This window comes from Promicromonospora sp. NPDC057138, from assembly GCF_042670845.1.
Lineage (GTDB): Bacteria > Actinomycetota > Actinomycetes > Actinomycetales > Cellulomonadaceae > Promicromonospora.
In genome coordinates this window covers 78,845-98,927 of the sequence record NZ_JBHUUX010000013.1, presented here as the reverse complement: position 1 = coordinate 98,927, position 20,083 = coordinate 78,845, and the positions used below count along the sequence as shown (strand labels likewise).

At 71.5% G+C, this 20,083-nt stretch carries 19 protein-coding genes; 11 read left to right on the top strand and 8 right to left on the bottom strand.

Annotated elements, in window-relative coordinates; all coding sequences use genetic code 11:
* Nucleotides 1-41: 41 nt before the first annotated feature.
* Nucleotides 42-1,301, bottom strand: coding sequence for a multidrug effflux MFS transporter (locus ACFT2C_RS10830; RefSeq protein WP_377207054.1), 1,260 nt, complete (start codon nt 1,299-1,301; stop codon nt 42-44).
* Between the two features lie 176 nt (nt 1,302-1,477).
* Between ACFT2C_RS10830 and ACFT2C_RS10825 the strand changes: the two genes are divergently transcribed.
* A complete protein-coding gene (locus tag ACFT2C_RS10825; RefSeq protein ID WP_377207053.1) occupies nt 1,478-2,242 on the top strand; it encodes an SOS response-associated peptidase in 765 nt (254 codons plus the stop codon).
* 88 nt (nt 2,243-2,330) lie between these two features.
* Nucleotides 2,331-3,410: a YhcG family protein gene (locus ACFT2C_RS10820; RefSeq protein ID WP_377207052.1), complete on the top strand. Its 1,080-nt coding sequence runs from the start codon at nt 2,331-2,333 to the stop codon at nt 3,408-3,410.
* 217 nt (nt 3,411-3,627) lie between these two features.
* On the opposite strand, the gene ACFT2C_RS10815 is transcribed toward ACFT2C_RS10820, so the two are convergent.
* Nucleotides 3,628-4,299 carry an HAD family hydrolase gene (locus ACFT2C_RS10815; RefSeq protein WP_377207051.1) on the bottom strand — a complete coding sequence of 224 codons (672 nt, stop codon included), beginning with the start codon at nt 4,297-4,299 and terminating at the stop codon, nt 3,628-3,630.
* Between the two features lie 37 nt (nt 4,300-4,336).
* A complete protein-coding gene (locus ACFT2C_RS10810; protein ID WP_377207050.1) occupies nt 4,337-5,077 on the bottom strand; it encodes an SDR family NAD(P)-dependent oxidoreductase in 741 nt (246 codons plus the stop codon).
* A 101-nt stretch (nt 5,078-5,178) separates the two neighbouring features.
* Between ACFT2C_RS10810 and ACFT2C_RS10805 the strand changes: the two genes are divergently transcribed.
* The 3 genes from ACFT2C_RS10805 (at nt 5,179) to ACFT2C_RS10795 (ending at nt 8,727) form a co-directional block, all read left to right on the top strand.
* The gene (locus ACFT2C_RS10805; protein ID WP_377207049.1) at nt 5,179-6,015 is read left to right on the top strand and encodes a helix-turn-helix domain-containing protein; all 837 of its coding nucleotides are present in this window, start codon (nt 5,179-5,181) and stop codon (nt 6,013-6,015) included.
* A 178-nt stretch (nt 6,016-6,193) separates the two neighbouring features.
* On the top strand, nt 6,194-7,885 hold the full coding sequence (locus ACFT2C_RS10800) for a lysyl oxidase family protein (RefSeq protein WP_377207048.1): 1,692 nt from the start codon (nt 6,194-6,196) through the stop codon (nt 7,883-7,885).
* A 53-nt stretch (nt 7,886-7,938) separates the two neighbouring features.
* On the top strand, nt 7,939-8,727 hold the full coding sequence (locus ACFT2C_RS10795; RefSeq protein ID WP_377207047.1) for a crotonase/enoyl-CoA hydratase family protein: 789 nt from the start codon (nt 7,939-7,941) through the stop codon (nt 8,725-8,727).
* Between the two features lie 43 nt (nt 8,728-8,770).
* Here the strand turns inward: ACFT2C_RS10795 and ACFT2C_RS10790 are convergent, their stop codons facing one another.
* From ACFT2C_RS10790 to ACFT2C_RS10780, 3 genes are all read right to left on the bottom strand, one after another.
* Complete coding sequence (locus tag ACFT2C_RS10790; protein WP_377207046.1) at nt 8,771-9,838, bottom strand: adenylate/guanylate cyclase domain-containing protein; 1,068 nt, start codon at nt 9,836-9,838, stop codon at nt 8,771-8,773.
* 75 nt (nt 9,839-9,913) lie between these two features.
* Nucleotides 9,914-10,210, bottom strand: coding sequence for a hypothetical protein (locus ACFT2C_RS10785; RefSeq protein WP_377207045.1), 297 nt, complete (start codon nt 10,208-10,210; stop codon nt 9,914-9,916).
* A 134-nt stretch (nt 10,211-10,344) separates the two neighbouring features.
* The gene (locus ACFT2C_RS10780; protein ID WP_377207044.1) at nt 10,345-11,178 is read right to left on the bottom strand and encodes a biotin--[acetyl-CoA-carboxylase] ligase; all 834 of its coding nucleotides are present in this window, start codon (nt 11,176-11,178) and stop codon (nt 10,345-10,347) included.
* Between the two features lie 119 nt (nt 11,179-11,297).
* On the opposite strand from ACFT2C_RS10780, the gene ACFT2C_RS10775 reads away from it, so the two are divergent.
* From ACFT2C_RS10775 to ACFT2C_RS10765, 3 genes are read left to right on the top strand one after another with little or no spacing between them, the layout of a single operon-like run.
* On the top strand, nt 11,298-12,896 hold the full coding sequence (locus tag ACFT2C_RS10775) for an acyl-CoA carboxylase subunit beta (protein ID WP_377207043.1): 1,599 nt from the start codon (nt 11,298-11,300) through the stop codon (nt 12,894-12,896).
* Between the two features lie 13 nt (nt 12,897-12,909).
* A complete protein-coding gene (locus ACFT2C_RS10770; protein WP_377207042.1) occupies nt 12,910-13,434 on the top strand; it encodes a hypothetical protein in 525 nt (174 codons plus the stop codon).
* On the top strand, nt 13,431-13,670 hold the full coding sequence (locus tag ACFT2C_RS10765; RefSeq protein WP_377207041.1) for an acyl-CoA carboxylase epsilon subunit: 240 nt from the start codon (nt 13,431-13,433) through the stop codon (nt 13,668-13,670). The genes ACFT2C_RS10770 and ACFT2C_RS10765 overlap by 4 nt, the downstream gene beginning before the upstream one ends.
* Nucleotides 13,671-13,695: 25 nt before the next feature.
* On the opposite strand, the gene ACFT2C_RS10760 is transcribed toward ACFT2C_RS10765, so the two are convergent.
* Entirely contained in the window at nt 13,696-13,995 is a 300-nt protein-coding gene (locus ACFT2C_RS10760) for a hypothetical protein (RefSeq protein ID WP_377207040.1), read from the bottom strand.
* Between the two features lie 160 nt (nt 13,996-14,155).
* Between ACFT2C_RS10760 and ACFT2C_RS10755 the strand changes: the two genes are divergently transcribed.
* Nucleotides 14,156-15,850 carry a DUF885 domain-containing protein gene (locus ACFT2C_RS10755; RefSeq protein WP_377207039.1) on the top strand — a complete coding sequence of 565 codons (1,695 nt, stop codon included), beginning with the start codon at nt 14,156-14,158 and terminating at the stop codon, nt 15,848-15,850.
* 145 nt (nt 15,851-15,995) lie between these two features.
* On the top strand, nt 15,996-16,700 hold the full coding sequence (locus ACFT2C_RS10750; RefSeq protein ID WP_377207038.1) for a Maf family protein: 705 nt from the start codon (nt 15,996-15,998) through the stop codon (nt 16,698-16,700).
* A 96-nt stretch (nt 16,701-16,796) separates the two neighbouring features.
* Here the strand turns inward: ACFT2C_RS10750 and ACFT2C_RS10745 are convergent, their stop codons facing one another.
* Complete coding sequence (locus ACFT2C_RS10745) at nt 16,797-17,795, bottom strand: type IV toxin-antitoxin system AbiEi family antitoxin domain-containing protein (RefSeq protein ID WP_377207037.1); 999 nt, start codon at nt 17,793-17,795, stop codon at nt 16,797-16,799.
* A 472-nt stretch (nt 17,796-18,267) separates the two neighbouring features.
* On the opposite strand from ACFT2C_RS10745, the gene ACFT2C_RS10740 reads away from it, so the two are divergent.
* Entirely contained in the window at nt 18,268-20,070 is a 1,803-nt protein-coding gene (locus ACFT2C_RS10740) for an acetyl/propionyl/methylcrotonyl-CoA carboxylase subunit alpha (protein ID WP_377207036.1), read from the top strand.
* Nucleotides 20,071-20,083 lie beyond the last annotated feature (13 nt).

Below are 20,083 nucleotides of genomic sequence, written 5' to 3'. Positions count from 1 at the left end.
CCGACGTCCCGGTGAATCCCGCCCGAAGCGCGGGTGAACACTCAGATCGGCGTGTGCCAGCCGCCCTTGCGGTACGCCGGGGTGGCCGTCGCCAGCACGACGAAGGCGAGCAGGCCAGCACTGAGCATCACCGAGGACATCGCGACGGTGTCGCTGCCGAGCAGGCCGACGATGGGCGACACGAGGCCGGCCAGCAGCGACTGGATGGCGCCGATCATCGCCGCGGACGTCCCGGCGATCTCGCCGTGCCGGGACATGGCCAGGGCCGACGCGTTGGCCGGGATGAGGCCCTGGAACGCGAGCACGAGCCACAGAGCCACCAGCAGGCCGATCAGGCCACCGAGCTGCGTGACCGCGACCACGAGCAGCAGCACGGACATCACCAGCTGCGCCACGAGGGCCGTACGCAGCAGGCGAACAGGAGCGACGCGCCGCACCAGCGCCGCGTTGACCTGCGCCGAGAGCACCAGACCGAGCCCGTTGATGGCGAACAGCAGCGAGAACTGCCCGTGCGTGAGGCCGTAGCCCTGCTGGAACACGAACGGCGAACCCACCACGTAGCTGAGGAGCGCGCCCATCGCGAGCCCGGGGATGAGGGCGAGCGCCATGAAGTGCCGGTCGCGCAGCAGGGTGCGGTAGCCGCGCAGCACGGACGACGCTCCGCCGGTCGTACGCCGCGCCACCGGGTTGGTCTCGGGCATCACGAAGAACACGATGACCGCGAGCGTGGCGCCGATCAGCGCGAGCACCACGAAGATCCAGCGCCAGTCGAACGCCTCCAGCACTATCGACCCGAGCGACGGCGCCAGCATCGGGGCCACGCCGATCACGAGCATGAGGCGCGACAGGATGCGGGCGGCCTCGGCGCCCACGAAGCGGTCGCGCACGGTGGCCATCGCCGCCACGCTCGCCGCCGAGTTGAAGAAGCCCTGCGCCAGCCGCAGCCCGATGAGCATGTACGCGTCGTCCACGACGGCGCACGCCAGGGAGACCAGAACGTGCATGCTGATGCCGATCATCAGAGGCAGACGGCGCCCGAAGCGGTCGGTCAGCGGGCCGATGACGAGCTGGCCGATCGCACCGCCGACGAGCATGCACGAGACGGTGAGCTGGGCGAGCGCGTCGGACGCTCCGAGATCGGAGGCGACCTGCGGCAGGGCCGGCAGGTACATGTCGACGGTGAGGGCGGGCAGGCACGCCAGCGCACCGAGCATGATCACCCACTTGAGGGTGGATCGGGATGACGGCGCCCGGCGCGCGGGCAGGACTGGGGAGACGCCCGACGGCGCAAGGGTTGGCATGCCGACCATGCTATCGAATCGATACGACCGTGAACAGGGTGACCCTGGTCTCGTGCCGGCTCTGTGTCGCCGAGTGGTCGGCAAAAGGTCACGTGATCGGTAGCCCGGAATGCCGATCACCTGACTTTCTGCCGATGACTCGGCGGCATGTCAGTGGCTCGGGGGATGCTGGGGGCATGTGCGGACGGTTTGCTTCATTCACCCAGACCCAGGACCTCGCCGACCAGCTCGCGATCGCCGAGATCGCCGAGGACACGCGGCTCCTGCCGCCGTCCTGGAACGTGGCGCCGACGGACCCGGTGCGGATAGTCGTCGAGCGGGCGGCCCGCGACTCCACCGAGGTGACGCGGTCGATGCGGCTGGCCCGCTGGGGTCTCGTGCCGTCCTGGGCCAAGGACCCGAGCGTGGGCGCCCGCATGATCAACGCGCGCTCCGAGTCGCTGCTCGACAAGCCGGCGTTCGCCAAGCCGTTCGCGGCGCGCCGCTGCCTGGTGCTCGCCGACGGCTACTACGAGTGGCGCAAGCTGACGCTGCCGGACGCCGGTTCCACCGGCTCCAGGAAGGTTCCGAAGCAGGCGTACTGGATCCATCCGGCTGGCCCCGGCGTGGCCGCCTTCGCCGGGCTCTACGAGTTCTGGCGCAACCCGGCGGCGAGCGAGACCGACCCCGACCGCTGGCTGATCTCGACGACGGTGGTGACCCGGCCGGCGTCGGACAGCATGGCCCCGATCCACGACCGGATGCCGCTGGTGCTGCCGCGGGGAGCTTGGGACGCGTGGCTGGATCCTGCCGTTCGCGACGCGTCAAACCTGTTGCAGGTCGACGCCCCGCGGCTGGCGACGCTCCCGGTGGGCGACGCCGTCGGGGCGGTGCAGAACGACGGGCCGGGGCTGATCGAGGAGGACCCGGAGCCTAGAGACCCGGAGCCGGTTCTGGTTTGACAGGCGTAGAACGAGCTGGTTTATGGCTGGTCGTTGCGTATACGCAACGTAGCGAGCGGATGCCAGACTTCCTCTATACGCTCGCCTCATGACCATTGAGACCGGCGATGCCGGCGTACCCGAGGGCTACAGCAAGTTCATCGCGGACCTGAAGCAGCGCGTCCGCACCACGCAGTTCCGGGCAGTACGCGCAGCCAACACTGAGGTACTGCGGCTGTTCTGGTCGGTAGGCCGCGACATCCTCGACCGCCAGACGAACCAGGGCTGGGGCGCCAAGATCGTGGACAGGATCTCGGCCGACATGCGGCGTGAGTTCCCGGATCAGAAAGGATGGACCCGTCGCAACCTCATGTACATGAGGACGCTCGCGTCCGTCTGGACCACCGAGGAGGAATTTGTGCCACAGGCTGTGGCACAAATTCCTTGGGGTCACGTTCGCGTCATTCTCGACAAGCTCATTACCCAAGAGGATCGCGAGTGGTACGCCGCCAAAGCTGTCGAAGGTGCCTGGTCGCGTGCAAGCCTCGAGTTCGAGATCAAGATGGACCTTAAGAGCCGTCTCGGGTCGGCCCCGTCCAACTTTTCCGCGACCCTCGATGTCGCCGACTCCGATCTCGCCCAGCAGGTCGTCAAGGACTCCTACGTATTCGAGCACCTGGATCCCGGGAAGCAGATCGCGGAACGCGACCGCGAGCAGGCGCTCATAGATCGCATCCAGGACACCCTGCTGGAGCTCGGCCGCGACATGGCGTTTGTCGGGCGCCAGTACCGCATCGAGGTGGGCGGTGACGAGTTCTTCGTCGACCTGCTCTTCTTCCACGTCACTCAGCTGCGATACGTCGTCGTCGAACTGAAGGTCGGCAAGTTCCAGCCCGCACACATGGGCCAGATCGGCACCTACGTCGCGATGGTCGACGGCGAGGTCCGGGATCCAGACGTGCACGCGAAGACGGTCGGGATCCTGTTGTGCACCGAACGCAACGACGCGACGCTCGACTACGCGCTCGCAAGTACTGCGTCCCCTGTCGCGGTCGCTCTCTATGAGGGCCTGACACCGGAGGAGCGCGCCGCGCTCCCGAACCCTGGAGAACTCGAAGCTGTCATTGAAGAGGAACTCCAGGCCCACGGGTCGCTGATCGAATCGGCGCCGGATCCGATCGAGGTCTGACGGCGATCGGAGTCGGCGCAATTGGCCAACAGCACGTTGGCCAATTGCCACCTGAACCAAGGGACCGGATTTGCGCCACATCCCGTGGCACAAATCTGGAATTGCCCAGCGACGGGATCGACGATCCGAATTCGTGCAACAGCCTGCTGCACAAGTGCCGCCCGGCCCTTGCATAGCGCTGGGCCTGCCAGCCAGCTGATCGTCCTCGGACTGCCGGCTACCCCACCGGCGGCACCTCGTCCAGCGTCCGGATCCGGTCCGCCACCTCCGGATACCGGTCGTGCCGGTCCAGCAGCACCGCGTTCAGGCCGGCGTCGAGCGGGCCCCAGTAGTCCTTCTCGACGTCGTTACCCACCATGAGCACGTCGCCCGGCGCGACGCCGAGCACCTCGCACGCCGCCGCGTACGCGCGGGGGTCGGGCTTGCCCGCCGGCAGGTCGTCGGACGCGACGACGACATCGAGATGCTCAGCCAGGCCCACCCGCTCGAGCTTGAGCGCCTGGTGGGCGGAGTCGCCGTTGGTGAGCACCGCGGCGACGAGGCCGGCGTCGTGCACGCGGCGCAAGGCGGGCACAGCGTCGTCGAACGCGGTCCAGGCCCGCTTGTAGCGGGTCAGGTAGCCGGAGAACAGCTCCTCGGCTTCGTCGTCGGTGGCGTCGACACCCAGGAACTCGCGCACGCGGATCCTCCGCTGCTCCGCGAAGGTGATCTCGCGCCGCTGGTAGCGCTGGTAGGCCGCCTCCGCGATGGTGCTCCACGCGGTGACCAGCTCATCCGGGTCATCGAGGCCCAGGCCCAGCTCCGGCACCCAGTCGAGCAGTGCCGCCCGCGAGGCGCCCTCCTGGTCCACGAGTGTGTCGTCGAGATCGAAGAGAACGACTTTCAGCACGCTCGCATCGTGCCACACCCCGCCCGCGCCGCATCCGCTATGCCCCTCCGGTCAGGCCCACGACCTGGCCGTTGATCGCGGTGTTGGCCGCGGACCCGAGCCAGACGACGGCGGTCGCCACCTCGTCCGCGTCCAGCAGCCGGCCGAGCGGGGACCGCTGCTCGTACAGGTGACCCACCTGATCGACGACGTGGGTGTTCGTGGCGGTCCTCGTCAGCCCCAGCATCGCCACGTTGGAGAGCAGGTCGCCGTCCTTCCCGAGCGAGAACGCGACCGAGCGGCTGAAGCCGTGCAGCGCCGCCTTGGCCGCGACGTAGTACTCGGCGCCCGGGGCGCCGTCGGTCACGAGCGACGACGAGAGGTGCACGAGCCGCCCCCAGCCGGCCTCCCGCATCAGCGGCGTCACGGCGCGCGTCAGCCGGATGGCGCCCTCGACGTTGCCGCGGATCAGCCCGGTCCACTGCTCGTCAGGCACGCTGTCGAAGGGCACCATGTCGCCCCATGCCACGGCGTTGTTGACGAGCACGTCCACGCGGCCGGTGGCCTCGACCGCCGCGGCGACGAGCGCCTCGGCGGCGTCCGGGTCCGCCTGGTCGTACCGCACGACGACCGCGCGGCTGCCGATCTCGTCGGCCACCTTCTGCGCCCCGTCGCGGGCGGTGCGGTAGGTGACCACCACGGTGGCGCCCTCCGCCGCGAAGGCGGTGGCGATCCGTCGCCCGACGCCGCCCGACGCGCCGGTCACGATGACTGTCCGTTCCTGAAGTCCGATGTCCATGGCTCCACGGTGCGCGGGGCCGCCGTCGGGCAACCAGGCCGCCCTGAGGCTGGCCCTGAGCGGGCCACCCTCCGCGCCGTCGGCCCACCTACCCTGGAGCCATGACCAGCGAGCTCGGCGACCTCCTGCGCGCCTACCGCGAGGCCCTCGCCCCGGAGGACGTGGGCCTGCCGCGCGGCGCCCGACGGCGGACACCCGGCTTGCGCCGCTCGGAGCTCGCCACCCTCGCCGAGGTCAGCGTCGAGTACCTGACGCGGCTGGAGCAGGGCCGCGACAAGCACCCGTCGCCCGAGATCCTGGGCGCGCTGGCCGACGCGCTCCGGCTGGCGTCGGACGAGCGCTTCCTCCTGCTCCGGGCCAGCAAGGGCACGGGCGGGGCATGCACCACCGAGCCGCCGGCCGACTCCGTACGGCCGCCAGTCCGCGCGCTCCTCGACCGGCTGGAGCCGTCGCCCGCGGTGCTGCTCAACCGCGTCGGGGACGTCCTCGCCGCCACCAGCACGTACCGCCGCCTGCTCGGGCCGTTCGGCCTGTTCGACGACGACCACCCGAACCTGCTCCGGTTCGTCCTGACCGAGCCCCGCGCCCGGGAGGCCTACCCGGACTGGGAGCGCGTCGCGGACCGCCAGGTCGCGGCGCTCCGGATGGAGTCGGTTCCCGGCGACCCGCACGTCGTCGAGCTCGCCCACGCGATGTCCGTGCTGGCCGGCGCGGCGTTCAGCGAGCGGTTCGCCGCCCCGCTCCAGCCCCGCTACCGCACTGCCACGGAACGTATGCGGCACCCCGAGGCGGGCGACCTCCGGCTGGACCTCGAGACGCTGGCGCTGCCCGACGCCGACGGTCAGCGCCTGGTGGCGCACCTGCCCGCGGACGAGGCGACGTCGGCGGCGCTCGACCGGCTGGCCGGACGGCGGCCCGGCGCGCTGCGCGCCGTCTGACACGAGCGCGCTCCGCGCCGTCTGACACGAGCGCGCTACGCCGTCCGGCACGAGTACCGGCCACATCCCGGGCAATCCGGGAACAACGGATGAACTTCGCGATCCGGGGCAACGAAAACCGCAGGTCCGAGCGTCCCTTGCTGCGACAGGTCCCTGTCCTTACCCAGCTGGGGGATTCATGACCGCACGCAGCTTGTCCCGTCCATCACTGCGCCTGCTCACCATGGGTGTGGCCGCGGTGCTGGCCCTCGGAGTGCTCGGAGAGGGAGGTGCGGCCGACGTCGCATCCGCAGCACCGTCGACGGATACCGCCGTGCCCGAGGCGACCGCGCAGCCGCCGGGCCTTCGCTTCGCTCCGGCGGCCAAGACCGTCGAGGCCTACGGCTACGACGGCTACGTGTACTTCGACTCGGCCGTCTGGATGGCCGCCTACGGCGAGGGCTACGAGTTCCGGGCCACCCGGGCCAAGGCCTCCGACCCGGTCAAGCTCACCAAGACCGTGATCCGCGGCGACGAGCGCACCACCACGAAGGCCCCCGCCAAGATCGTCGACGGGTTCAACGGCTTCAAGAAGGGGCTCACGGTCCAGGTCGTCGACGCCAACGGCAACGTGCTGAGCAAGAAGAGCCGCAGCCTGTGCCTCAGTGGTGGGGAGCGCCAGCGCATCGAGCCGACCGGCAGCACCGAGCCGGTCTACCCCATGTGGTGCGGCGGAAGCTGGTTCACGAAGGCCTCGGTCTCCGGGATCGAGCAGGGCTGGGCGACCCAGCTCGACACGTACTTCGAGCTGAAGACCGCGCGGACGAACCTCAGGATGACCGTGACCATCAGCGACCCCGTCGCGGACTTCCTCGGCCTCCCCGCCGACAGCCGCTCCGTGACGCAGCGGGTCAAGGTGGTCGACGAGTGCGGGATGATCGACTGCGGAGAGGTCGGGGAAGAGCTCATGGGCGAGCCCGACGAGGGCTTCAGCACCCTGGCTGAGGGGGAACCGTCCCCGCAGGAGGAGCTCCGGCAGGCGCAGACCAGCGGCGCGCACGCGGGCCACGGCGACAGCACGGAGTCCACGCACCGCACGAACCTCTTCACTCTCCTGGACGACCAGGAGCACACCGGCGGCGACCACCCGGCCCTCGGCCAGCCGGGATCGACGCCCTCGAACGAGACGCCGGCCATGGAGACGCTCCCCGACCTCCAGGCCGTGCCCGCGTGGCAGATCGGGACCGAGCGAGACGGTCGCACCGACCGGCTCACCTTCAGCGCCCACGAGTGGAACGCCGGACCGGCTCCCCTGGTCGTCGAGGGCTACCGCCGAGGCGCCGGGGAGGTCATGGACGCCTACCAGTTCTTCTACAAGGACGGCAAGGAGGTCGGCAGCACCAAGACCGGGACGATGAAGTACCACGACGCTCCCGAGCACGATCACTGGCACTTCCTCGACTTCGCGAGCTACGAGCTCGTCAAGCCCGACGGCTCTCTGGTGACGACGAGCGGCAAGCAGTCGTGGTGCCTGGCGCCGACCGACCCCGTCGACCTCACGGTGCCGGGTGCCACCTGGCGGCCGGAGGCCACCGGCCTCGACAGCACGTGCGGTGACAGGTCCGCCATCTGGCTGCGCGAGGTCCTGCCGGTCGGCTGGGGCGACACGTACAACCAGTCCCAGACCCAGGCGTTCAGCCTGACGGGCGTCCCCAACGGGACCTACCAGATCAAGATCACGGTGAACCCGAAGGGCACGCTGCACGAGCAGACGTTGACCAACAACGTCAGCTACCGGACCGTCGTCCTCGGCGGGACGCCCGGCAAGCGCACGGTGAAGGTTCCGCCGTACGAGGGCGTCGACACGGAGATCGTGGAGGACGGCCGCTGACGGACCGGCTCCACCCGCGTTCTCGGGGGCCGGCGCTGCGTAGGCTGCGCCCCATGAACGCGAGCACGACGCCGTCGGCAGTCCCGTCCGGGAGCCGCATCACCTGCAGCCTCTCGGACGGGATCGCCGATGTCCGCCTGGACCGTCCCGACAAGCTCAACGCGCTGTCGCTCGACATGCTCCGGGAGCTCAGGGCCACCGCGCGCCGGCTGCGGCGCGAACCCGGGCTGCGGGCGGTGGTCATCTCGGGCAACGGCCGCTCGTTCTGCGCGGGGCTCGACCTCGGCGCGGCGGCCCGCGACCCGGCAGCCGTGGCGCGGGCGTTCGTCCCGACGCCGCGGGGCACCAACCTGTTCCAGGAGGCCTGCTGGGCGTGGCGGCGTCTGCCCGTACCGGTGATCGCCGCGGTGCACGGGCACGTCTTCGGGGCCGGCGTGCAGATCGCCCTCGCCGCCGACCTGCGCCTGACCACCCCCGATGCCCGCTGGTCCGTCAAGGAGGTCGAGCGCGGCCTGGTCCCCGACATGTCCGGGATCCGCGCCCTGATCCAGCTCGTCGGCATCGAGACGGCGAAGCGCCTCACCTTCACCGCCGAGGAGTTCCCGGGGTCCGACGCCGGCCGGCTCGGCCTGGCGGGGACCGTCACCGACACGCCCCTGGACGAGGCGTTCGCGCTGGCCGCCCGGATCGCCGAGCGGCGTCCCGAGGCGGTGGCCGCGGCGAAGCGGCTGTTCGACCGCCGCTGGTCGTCGGGCGACCGGCGCACCTTCGCGGCCGAGCGGTGGGCGCAGCTGAAGTTGCTCCCGGGCGCGATGCGGACCCTGCGGAACTCCGCGAAGTAGAGCGGGTGTCCGGACGCACGCTCTACTTCGCGGGCCGAGGCGGTCAGCCGCGGTAGGCGTGCTGGAGGCGGACCGGGGCCAGCCGGCCGATGCCCGGGACGTCGCGCGGCGGCTGCGCCGTCAGCGCGTAGCGCGAGCTCGCGGCGAGCTTCGCCGCCGTGTCCTCGTCGACGAGGACCGACGACGGGTCGGCCTGCTCGGTGAGGCGCGAGGCCAGGTTCACGGTCGGGCCGAAGATGTCGCCGAACCGAGACAGCACCCGGCCCCAGACGAGCCCGACACGCACCGGGATCTCGGGGTCGCCGGGGGCGGCGGTGCCGAGCGCAGCGCCCGAGGTCTCGGCCAGGCCGAGGGCCACCTCGGCGCCGGTGGAGACGTCGTCGGTCACGAACAGGACGGCGTCGCCGATGGTCTTCACCACGCGGCCGCCCGCATTGACGATGATGTCGCGCGCGCCGGCCTCGAACCGCTGCACGAACTCCGCCAGCTCCTCCGAGCCGAGCCCGGCCGTGCGCTTCGTGAACGACACGATGTCCGCGAACCCGACGGCCCGCAGCAGCGGTAGCTGGTGGGTATCACCGCGGTCGTCCGAGTGCGCACCCGCGAACTCGATGGCCATCCGCCCGGTGAGCGCCGCGAGCTGACGTCGCCACGCGTGCTCGAGCTGCCCCTGCAGCATCTCCGTCATCTCGGGGAGCCGGTCCAGGGCGAGCAGGCGGGCCGAGGTCTCGTCCAGCTCGTAGCGCCGGGCCAGATGCTCCACGAGTGCCTCGACCTGCCAGAGCGCCAGCCTGTCAGCGGTGTGGCCCACGGAGCGGATGAACGTCATCTGGGCGCGCTCGTCCATCCGCTCCTCCGCGAACAGCTCCGCCGCGTCCTTGAGCGCCTCGACGTCGGCGTCGGTGAACCAGGTCTCCGTGGGGTGCGTGACCGGCAGGCCGATCCAGCGCCAGTAGCGGGTCACGAACTGCTTGTCGAGTCCCGTGAGCTCCAGCACCTGCGACAGCGTGTAGCGGCGGGCTCCGCCCAGCAGCGTCTCGTCGAGCCGTGCGGCGGTGTCGGCCCCCGGTGCGTCGTGGTGGGTGGGGGACGTATCGGAGTTGTGGAGCACGTCACTACTGTAGGCGTGCCCACCTCGTGCAACCGCATGCATCCGCGGCCCGGGCGCTCGTAGCCCAGCCGTTGCTCAGCCCCAGAATGTGAGCGCCAGGGGGATCCCCATGAGCACCAGCAGCATCCCGACCGTGGTGACGACGTTCCACAGGCCCAGCCGCACGCCGCGCACGCCGTCGTCGCGGTAGAGCAGGACCCAGACCACCAGGAGCCACGAGATGCCCGCGGCGATCAGTCCCGCCGTCGGTGTCCCCTCGCTCTGCACGAAGCCCCGGTCCAGCCGGACCGTGCTGATCAGATAGACCGCGACGATCGCCGCCGCGCACACGATTCCCTTCGCCACACCGACCGTGGCCCGACCTGCCTCCATATGGCATCTCCCGACCGTCGCACGCCGATCTTGCCTGCCGTCGCCTGTGGCGGACATTACCGCAGGCCGCACGCCGCGCGGCGGGGAATGCCGCCGGTTTCACCCCGGCGACCCTGCAGTTCACCCGGAGTGCGTCATCGCAGGTGCCAGACGTCGCCGGCGGTCACCGCGCGTTCCTCGCCCGACTCCACGCGCACCACCAGCGCTCCCGACGCGTCCAGGGCCACGGCCTCGCCCTCCAGCACGCCGGCCCCGCCGGCCAGCTCGACCCGCACCTGGGTGCCCAGCGTCGCGGAGACCGCCGTGTACTCGTCGAGCAGCCCGGCCGCCGCGGCGTCGCCGGCGGCCTGCTCCCAGCGCCGGACGACGGCGTGCACCTCGCCGAGCATCCGCACCAGCACGTCGGTGCGGTCGGGCCTGGGGTAGCCAGCGAGCGCCAGCGACGTCGCCGTCGGCACCGGCAGCTCGTCCGCGGACTGCGACACGTTGAGCCCGATCCCGAGGACGACGGCGAGCGGTGCGTCCGGGTCGGAGCCGCCGGGCACCACCTCGGCGAGGATCCCGGCGACCTTGCGGTAGAGCCCGAGGCCCGCGACGGTGTCGACGGCGGGCAGCAGCACGTCGTTGGGCCACTTCACGGCGGCGGTGACCCCGCCGTCGGACACTGTGCGCACCACCGCGAGCCCCGCGAGCAGCGGGAGCCAGCCCAGCGTCCCGGCCGGGACCTGGGGGCGCAGCAGCACGGACACGGTGAGCCCGGTGCGCGCGGGCATCGCCCAGGACCGCCCGGCGCGGCCCCGGCCCGCGGTCTGGTGCTCGGCGATCAGGGCCGACGGCGCCGGCCAGGCGGCCGGGTCGGCGCGGACCGCTGAGACGAGGTCGGTGTTCGTGGAGGGCGAGGTCTCGACCACCTCGACCCTTGCAAAGCCGGGGACGGTGAGCTCGTCGAGGGACAGGGACTGGTGCACGCCCCCATCCTCTCCCCTGGTCGCCGCGGATGCTCTTGGAGGAAACCCACAAGTCAGCGGCGTGACCCGCTGGACGCTCACGCATCGAGCCGGAGGCATCCGACAACTACGCTCGAACTGTGAACGACGCCATCACCACCCTCGCCGGCACGCGCGCCAAGCTCGACGACCTCGACGCCCGCCGGGCCGCCGCCATCGACCTCCCGGAGGAGACGGCCCAGGAAAAGCAGCACAAGCGGGGCAAGAAGACCGCCCGGGAACGTATCGACGCGCTCCTCGACGAGGGCAGCTTCACCGAGCTGGACGCGCTGGCCAAGCACCGCAGCCGCAACTTCGGCCTGGAGAAGAGACGCATCGCGGGCGACGGCGTCGTCACCGGGTACGGCACCATCGACGGGCGCCAGGTGTGCGTCTACTCCCAGGACTTCACGGTGTTCGGCGGGAGCCTCGGCGAGGTGCACGGCCAGAAGATCACCAAGGTGCAGGACCTCGCGCTGCGCACCGGCGTGCCCCTGATCGGCATCAGCGACGGCGGTGGGGCGCGCATCCAGGAGGGCGTCGCGGCCCTCACCCAGTTCGCCGAGATGTTCCGGCGGAACGTGGCCGCTTCGGGCGTGATCCCGCAGATCTCCCTGATCCTCGGCCCCAGCGCGGGCGGCGCGGTGTACTCCCCCGCCCTGACGGACTTCATCGTGATGGCCGACCAGACGTCGAACATGTTCATCACCGGCCCGGACGTGATCCGCACGGTGACGGGCGAGGACGTCGACTTCGAGACCCTCGGCGGCGCCCGCACGCACAACTCGAAGTCGGGCGTGGCGCACTACATGGGCAGCGACGAGGACGACGCCCTCGACTACGTCCGCCACCTGGTAAGCTACCTGCCGCAGAACAACCTCTCGGACGCGCCGGCGTTCCCGCCGGAGGACGAGACGCCGCTGGAGGTCACCGCCGAGGACGAGGCCCTCGACGCGCTGATCCCCGACAGCGACAACCAGCCGTACGACATGCGCGAGGCCATCGAGGCGGTCCTGGACCCGGAGTCGTTCCTCGAGGTCCAGCCGATGTTCGCGACCAACGTGCTGATCGGGTTCGGGCACGTGGAGGGCCAGTCGGTCGGCATCGTCGCCAACCAGCCGCAGTCCATGGCGGGCACGCTCGACATCGACGCCGCCGAGAAGGCCGCGCGGTTCGTGCGCACCTGCGACGCCTTCAACATCCCCGTCCTGACGTTCGTGGACGTGCCGGGCTTCCTCCCCGGCGTCGGGCAGGAGCACCAGGGCATCATCCGCCGCGGCGCCAAGCTGATCTACGCGTACGCCGAGGCCACGGTGCCGCTGGTCACGATCATCACCCGCAAGGCGTACGGCGGTGCCTACATCGTGATGGGCTCCAAGCAGCTCGGCGCCGACGTCAACCTGGCGTGGCCGACCGCGCAGATCGCCGTCATGGGTGCGAGCGGCGCGGTGAACATCTTGCAGCGCGGCGCGCTGAAGACGGTCCAGGAGGCGGGCGGGAACGTCGAGGCCGAGCGGGCCCGGCTGACCGCCGAGTACGAGGACGCCATCGTGAACCCGTGGGACGCCGCCGAGCGCGGGTACGTCGACGCCGTCATCCGTCCGTCCGAGACCCGCGTGCAGGTGGTGCGTGCGCTTCGCGCGCTGCGCACCAAGCGATCTACGCTTCCTCCGAAGAAGCACGGAAACATCCCGCTCTGACCGGAGGAGATACATGACTCACGAGGACGCCACCCACGGCCCGGCGCCGATGGGCCGCGTCGACGCAGAGCCGATGCACCGCGCGGTCGACGCGCTGGCAGCTGCCCTGCACGACTACGTGGGGACGGCAGTGGGCGTCCGCGCCGAGTTCGGCGCTGCCGAGGCGGACGAGGACCCGCGCGTGCTGGCCCTCGAGTCGAAGGTGGGGCACCTGAACGCCGCCCTGTTCGACGCCTTGCACGGCTCGCTCGGCATGCACCCGGACCTCACCTCGTCGGTGTGGGAGCCGGAGGAGGAGTCGGAGGCCGACGAGGTCGTCGAGTCCGGCCTGCCGGAGGGTGGCGAGTCGTTCTACCTGGGCTTCGTCGTCGCCGCACGCGGTGGCGACGCCTCCCTGGACGGCGTGATCGACCTGCTCGACGCCGCCGGCGAGTCGGTGGCCACGCACCTCACCGAGGGCGGCTACGACATCGCCGAGTGGGCGGCCTCGCGCGGCGAGGCCCCGGGCTTCGGGTTCTACGAGGAGGACGACGAATGAGCTCCGAGGTACGCGTGGTTCGCGGCCAGCCGGACGACGTCGAGGTGGCCGCCCTGGTCGCGGGCCTCGCCGCGGTCGCGGCGACCGGCTCCGAGCCCGAGGACGCCGCCCCGCTCGACGAGTGGACGAACCACTCCCGGGTGCTGCGCGGGAACGGCGCCGCGACGGCCAAGAACTTCGGCGGGCGCTCCGGCCGGCACAACGCCGACGCGTGGCGCTGGAGCCTGCGGTCCTGACCTCCGCGCCGAGGTCGGGGTGGTGTCAGCGCGTCCGGCGGTCGTCCCGGACGCCGAGCCGCCGCGCCCGCGAGAAGGTCGAGAGCTGCTGGCGCAGGCCTCCGAACATCACCGCCTCGGCGAGGAGGGCCGCGACGACGAGCGCCCAGAGGGGCGAGGGGCGCGAGATGCCGACCGTGTCGGAGGGGCCGTCGGCCGCGGCTATCGCCAGAACGACGATGATTGCGAGGCCGGCCATTCCCGCGAGAATGATCGGCGCGAACACGATGCTCCACCGCAGCTCGGTACGGGTCGGCGAGGTGTCCTGATCAGACGGTGCTGCCACGGCCGGCCTCCCCTGCTGGACGAGCGCTCGCTCGCCGCTGGACACCTTACGACACGGACGCGGCCCACCGGCGGCAGCACCGCCGTCCGCCCCCGGCAACACGCGGACCTGCCGGAAAAGCCTCCGCCTCCGTGCGGGCTCGCGAAGTAGGCTCGGCCGGGTGACCACACCCATCACCCGCATCCCGACGCCGATCGACGCCATCGCCGACGACTACGTCACGCGTCTCACCGAGCTCGCTCCCCTGTCCGCCACCGCCATGGGCCTGCCCGGGCACGATCACGAGATCGGCGATCTCTCGCCGGCCGGGCACGACGCCCTCGCCCAGGCCGGCCGTGAGGTCCTGGCCAAGCTGGACGGGCTCGAGCCGGCGGACGACGTCGACCGGGTCACCCTGTCCGCGATGCGCGAGCGCGTGGGGCTCGACCTCGAGCTGCACGAGGCCGGCGAGGGCCTGCGCAGCCTGAACAACATCGAGTCGCCGGTGCAGCAGCTCCGCGACGTCTTCGACATCATGGCCACCGACTCGGTCGAGGCCTGGGAGAACATCGCCTCCCGGCTGAACGGGCTGCCCGGCGCCGTCGAAGGGTACATCGAGTCGCTCACCGAGGCGGCCGCGCAGGGGAACGTCGCCGCGATCCGGCAGGTGCGCGAGTGCGTCTCCCAGGCGCGCGAGCTGGCCGCCGCCGACTCCTTCTTCACGTCGTTCACGCGTGGCAAGGCGGTCGACGACGTGCTGGACGAGTCGGCCGCGTGCAGCCTGGTCCGCAAGGAGCTGGAGCACGGCGCTGCTGCGGCCCGCGGCGCCTACGCGAAGCTCGCCGACTTCCTGGAGCGCGACCTCGCGCCGCAGGCTCCGGAGGCCGACGCCGTGGGCCGCGAGCGCTACACCCTGTGGTCGCGGTACTTCCTGGGCGCGAAGGTGGACCTCGACGAGACCTACCAGTGGGGCCTCGAGGAGCTCGCCCGCATCGTCGCCGAGCAGGAGTCGGTGGCCGCCACCATCGCCGGCCCGGGCGCAACCGTCGAGGAGGCGGTCGCGGCGCTCGACGCCGACCCCGCGCGCAAGCTCCTCGGCACCGCCGCCCTCAAGGCCTGGATGCAGGAGACCTCCGACGCCGCGATCACCGCGCTGAACGGCACCCACTTCGACGTGCCCGAGCCCGTGCTGAACCTGGAGTGCATGATCGCGCCGACGCAGTCCGGCGGCATCTACTACACCCCGCCGAGCGACGACTGGTCCCGGCCGGGCCGCATGTGGTGGGCCGTGCCGGAGGGCGTCACGGAGTTCAACACCTGGCGCGAGAAGACGACGGTCTACCACGAGGGCGTCCCGGGCCACCACCTGCAGTGCGGCCAGGCAGTGTTCGCGCGCGAGACCCTCAACAGCTGGCGCCGGCTGGCCTGCTGGGTCTCCGGCCACGGCGAGGGCTGGGCCCTGTACGCGGAGCGGCTCATGGCCGACCTCGGCTACATGGAGGACCCGGGCGACCGCCTCGGCATGCTCGACGCGCAGCGCCTGCGCGCGGCTCGCGTGGTGTTCGACATCGGCGTGCACCTCGGCAAGCCCGCCCCCGACCAGTGGGGCGGCGGCACCTGGACCGCCGAGAAGGCCTGGCCGTTCCTCATGGCCAACGTGAACATGCCGGAGCAGTTCGTCCGCTTCGAGTTCAACCGCTACCTCGGCTGGCCGGGGCAGGCGCCGTCGTACAAGGTGGGCCAGCGGCTCTGGGAGCAGACGCGGGACGCCGCCAAGGCGGCCGCGGGCGAGAGCTTCGACGCCAAGGCCTTCCACGCCCGCGCGCTCAACCTGGGCTCCGTGGGCCTGGACACCCTCCGCGAGGCGCTGGCCTGACGCCCTTGTTGTGGGCGTGATCGTTGCGCCTCAACCGGACGTGTGGTCGCAACCATCACGCCCACAACAAGAGTGACGTGGGTCACGTCGCGGGGATTGCGGTTTCCCTGTTTCGCCCGGCCGCATTCTCGTTACTGTGGCGCGCGTGCCACGCCTGGTCCTCGCCTCACAGTCCCCCGCCCGACTCGCCACGCTGCAGGCTGCCGGAGTCACCCCGGAAGTCGTGGTGTCCGGGGTGGACGAGGACAAGGCCCTCGCCGACGCCGCCGAGCGGTTCGGCGAGCTCGATCCCGCCGACGCCGTGCTCGTCCTCGCGCAGGCCAAGGCCGAGGAGGTAGCGAGCCGGCTGGAGGAGGCCCGGGACGACGCCGATCCCGACGGTTCGACACCGGAGGCCGACGGCCCGGATGACGAGGGCCCGACCGACGTCATCGTCATCGGCTGCGACTCCATGCTGGAGGTCGACGGCGCCATCGTGGGCAAGCCGGCCGACGCCGACGCCGCGCGCGAGCGCTGGCGCTCCATGCGCGGCGGCAAGGCTGTGCTGCACACGGGCCACTGGGTGGTGGACCTCCGCGACGACACCGCAGGCGGCACCGGCGGGACCATCGGCTCGACCAGCTCGACCACCGTCTGGTTCGCCGACATCGACGACGACGAGATCGACGCCTACGTCGCCACCGGCGAGCCCCTGCACGTCGCGGGCTCGTTCACCATCGACGGCCTCGGCGGCCCGTACGTCGAGCGCATCGAGGGCGACCACCACGGCGTCGTCGGCATCAGCCTCCCCCTGCTCCGCGAGCTCCTCGCCGAGCTGAACGTCCCCTGGCGGACCCTCCGCACCCCGTGACCCCGCGCCGGGTCCGTGAGTGGGCAGCCGAGCGCGGGGTTGGTCGGGTCATTGGCGCCCATTCCGCTACTACTACGGCACTGGTGCAGACACCGCTCACCCGCCGAGCTCGACCGATGTGCCAACCGCGGTGCCCTGCACCCAGCCGAGCCGGGCCAGACGCTCGGCGATCTCCCTGCCGACACCGTCGTCGTCGGCCATGCTCCGGGCAGCCGGGAACCTGAGGACGATGAGTCGGTCCGTACCCACGAGACCATTCTGCCGCAGCGCGTCGTCGGCGAGCATCGCGGCCCCGGAGTGGAAGGCGCGGCCGTCGATCTCGACCACCACGTACCGGCCGTCCGGGAGGCTCCAGACGAAGTCGACCCGGCCGAGGAAGACACCACCCGAGGTGAACGTGACCTGCTGCCCGTCGGGCGGGACGCCGTGGTCTATGCAGGACAACCGCGCGAATGTCTCGGCAGGAGACGCGTCGCGACCGTCCACCAGGCAGAACAGGCTGTGCACCCGCGCGGCGCCACGCCGTCCCCGCAGAAGCTCCCGCACGCGCCGTAGCCCATCCTGGTCGATGTGCCCCTCGTGCAGCGCATTGCTGAGCACGGCCACCGCTGCATCGCGGGGGAGGTCAGGAAGGGCCTGCGCCAGCGCATGGACGAAGGCCGCAATCCGGCGCCCGCGATAGCGCTCCACCGGGAAGGCGCGGTACCGCCGTAGGACCCCTCCGCCGCCCACGGCCGCGTCCGCGCCCCCGGGCCGTGCCGCCTCCGGGACGAGGTCTGCGGGCAGGCCGGCAACCCCGTGGAGGGCAAGGGCGCAGGCGCCGGTGGCGATACCGTCCGGAACTGCGAGCATTCCGATCCAGGCCGCCCGACGCCGGACGTGGTCGTGGTAGTCGTCGCGCTGCCGCCGCTCGACCGGCACCGGGTCGGTGTCGTAGACGCGCCGGGTGACGCGGGTCCAGGTCCCCTTCTTCACAAGTCGCGCTACGGCATGCTTGTCCAAGCCGGCCGCGTCGCACTGGGCCTTGTTCACCAAACCCTCCTGGGTCGCGGCATCGGAGCGCAGGCGGGATGGGAGCGGTCTCGGGGGTCTCATGAACCCGATTCCACCCCGGCAGGCCACGTTCTGAGGGCTGCCGCGAGGCCCGCTGTGGACGGATGCGCCCCAGGGGAGGCTGTGGTCGCGCTCCCTGCCCGGAACCGCCGTCGGGCATACGTAAAGGGCTGGAGGAATTTCTCTGCAGCTGGCGGGCCTCGCGCTCGCCGAGCCCCGGCGGCGGACCTGGATCTGGCCGAACGCAGGCTTAGTTGCCCTATTGGCCCTCATTCCGCTACTGCTTCGGCAGTCGGCGAGGGGCGGTCCCCAGCCGCCAGCCTCGCGGCAAGCGACGGCATTGCTGCGCTCTGCCGGATACCCACAACCAGGCGACCCGCATCCGACGTCGCAGGCCACACGCCATGTCCGAACCCTCCAAACGGCCCGGGTCGAGGTTGGTCTGGTCTCCAGACTTTGCGCCGGGTGCCCGGGGGCGGTACGTCGGTCCCGCACGACCGGGTTACGGTGAGCCGTGCCCAGTTCAAGCCTGCCCCGAACCATCTCGAAGGTGCTCATCGCCAACCGTGGTGAGATCGCCGTCCGCGTGGCCCGTGGATGCGCCGACGCGGGGCTGACTTCCGTCGCCGTCTACGCCGACCAGGACCGCGAGGCCCTGCACGTCCGCCTCGCCGACGAGGCCTTCGCGCTGGGCGGTGCCCGCGCCGCCGACACGTACCTGGACCCGGCCAAGCTGCTCGACGTCGCCCGCCGCTCCGGCGCCGACGCCGTGCACCCGGGCTACGGCTTCCTGTCGGAGAACGCGGAGTTCGCCCAGGCGGTGCTCGACGCCGGGCTCGTGTGGATCGGGCCGCCGCCGTCGGCCATCGAGGCGCTGGGCGACAAGGTGAGCGCGCGGCACATCGCGCAGCGCGCCGGCGCGCCCCTGGTGCCCGGGACGCCCGACCCGGTCAAGGACAGCAGCGAGGTCAAGGCCTTCGCCGAGCAGTACGGCCTGCCGATCGCCATCAAGGCCGCGTTCGGCGGCGGCGGCCGCGGCCTGAAGGTCGCGCGCACGTACGACGAGATCGACGAGATGTTCGACTCGGCGGTCCGCGAGGCCGTGGCCGCGTTCGGCCGGGGCGAGTGCTTCGTGGAGCGCTACCTGGACAAGCCGCGCCACGTGGAGACCCAATGCCTCGCGGACGTCCACGGCAACGTCGTCGTCGTGTCGACCCGCGACTGCTCGCTGCAGCGCCGCCACCAGAAGCTGGTCGAGGAGGCGCCCGCACCATTCCTCACGCAGGAGCAGGAGAAGGCCCTGTACACGGCGTCGGAGGCGATCCTGCGTGAGGCGGGCTACGTGGGCGCCGGCACGTGCGAGTTCCTCGTGGGCGTGGACGGCACCATCTCGTTCCTCGAGGTCAACACGCGGCTCCAGGTGGAGCACCCGGTGACCGAGGAGGTCACGGGCATCGACCTGGTGCGCGAGCAGCTGCGCATCGCCGCGGGCGAGGAGCTCGGCTACGACGCCCCTGTGGTGCGCGGGCACTCGATCGAGTTCCGCATCAACGGCGAGGACCCGGCCATGGGCTTCCTCCCGGCGCCGGGCCGGCTGAACACCATCGTGTGGCCGTCGGGGCCGGGCGTGCGCGTCGACACGGGCGTCGTCGCGGGCGACTCGGTCTCCGGCGCCTTCGACTCCATGATCGCCAAGCTCATCGTCACGGGCGCGACGCGCACCCAGGCGGTCGAGCGGGCCCGGCGCGCGCTGCGCGAGCTCGTGGTCCAGGGCATCCCCACGGTGGTCCCGTTCCACAAGGCGGTGCTCGAGTCCGACGCGTTCGTGCCCGCCGACGGTTCCCCGTTCCGCGTGCACACCCGCTGGATCGAGACGGAGTTCGCCGACACCCTCAAGACCCTGGCCCCGGCCACGCCGGCCCAGGACGACGAGGCCGACGAGGTGACCGCCGAGCGCGTGGTCGTCGAGGTGGGCGGACGCCGGCTCGAGGTCGTGCTGCCCGCGGGCCTCGGCGTCGCCGCGGGTCGCGCGCGTTCGGCGAACGCCGCCCGCCGTCCGGCCCGGCGCGCCGCCGGGGCCAAGACATCGGGCGGTTCGGCCGGGAACACGCTGGCCTCGCCCATGCAGGGCACCATCGTCAAGGTGGCGGTGGAGGACGGCGCGCAGGTGGCCGAGGGCGACCTCATCGTCGTCCTGGAGGCCATGAAGATGGAGCAGCCCATCCTGGCCCACCGAGCGGGCACCGTGCGCTCCCTGACGGCCCAGCCGGGCGCGGGTGTGACTGCGGGCGCGCCGCTGTGCGAGATCATCGACTGAACTGCGGGGCAAA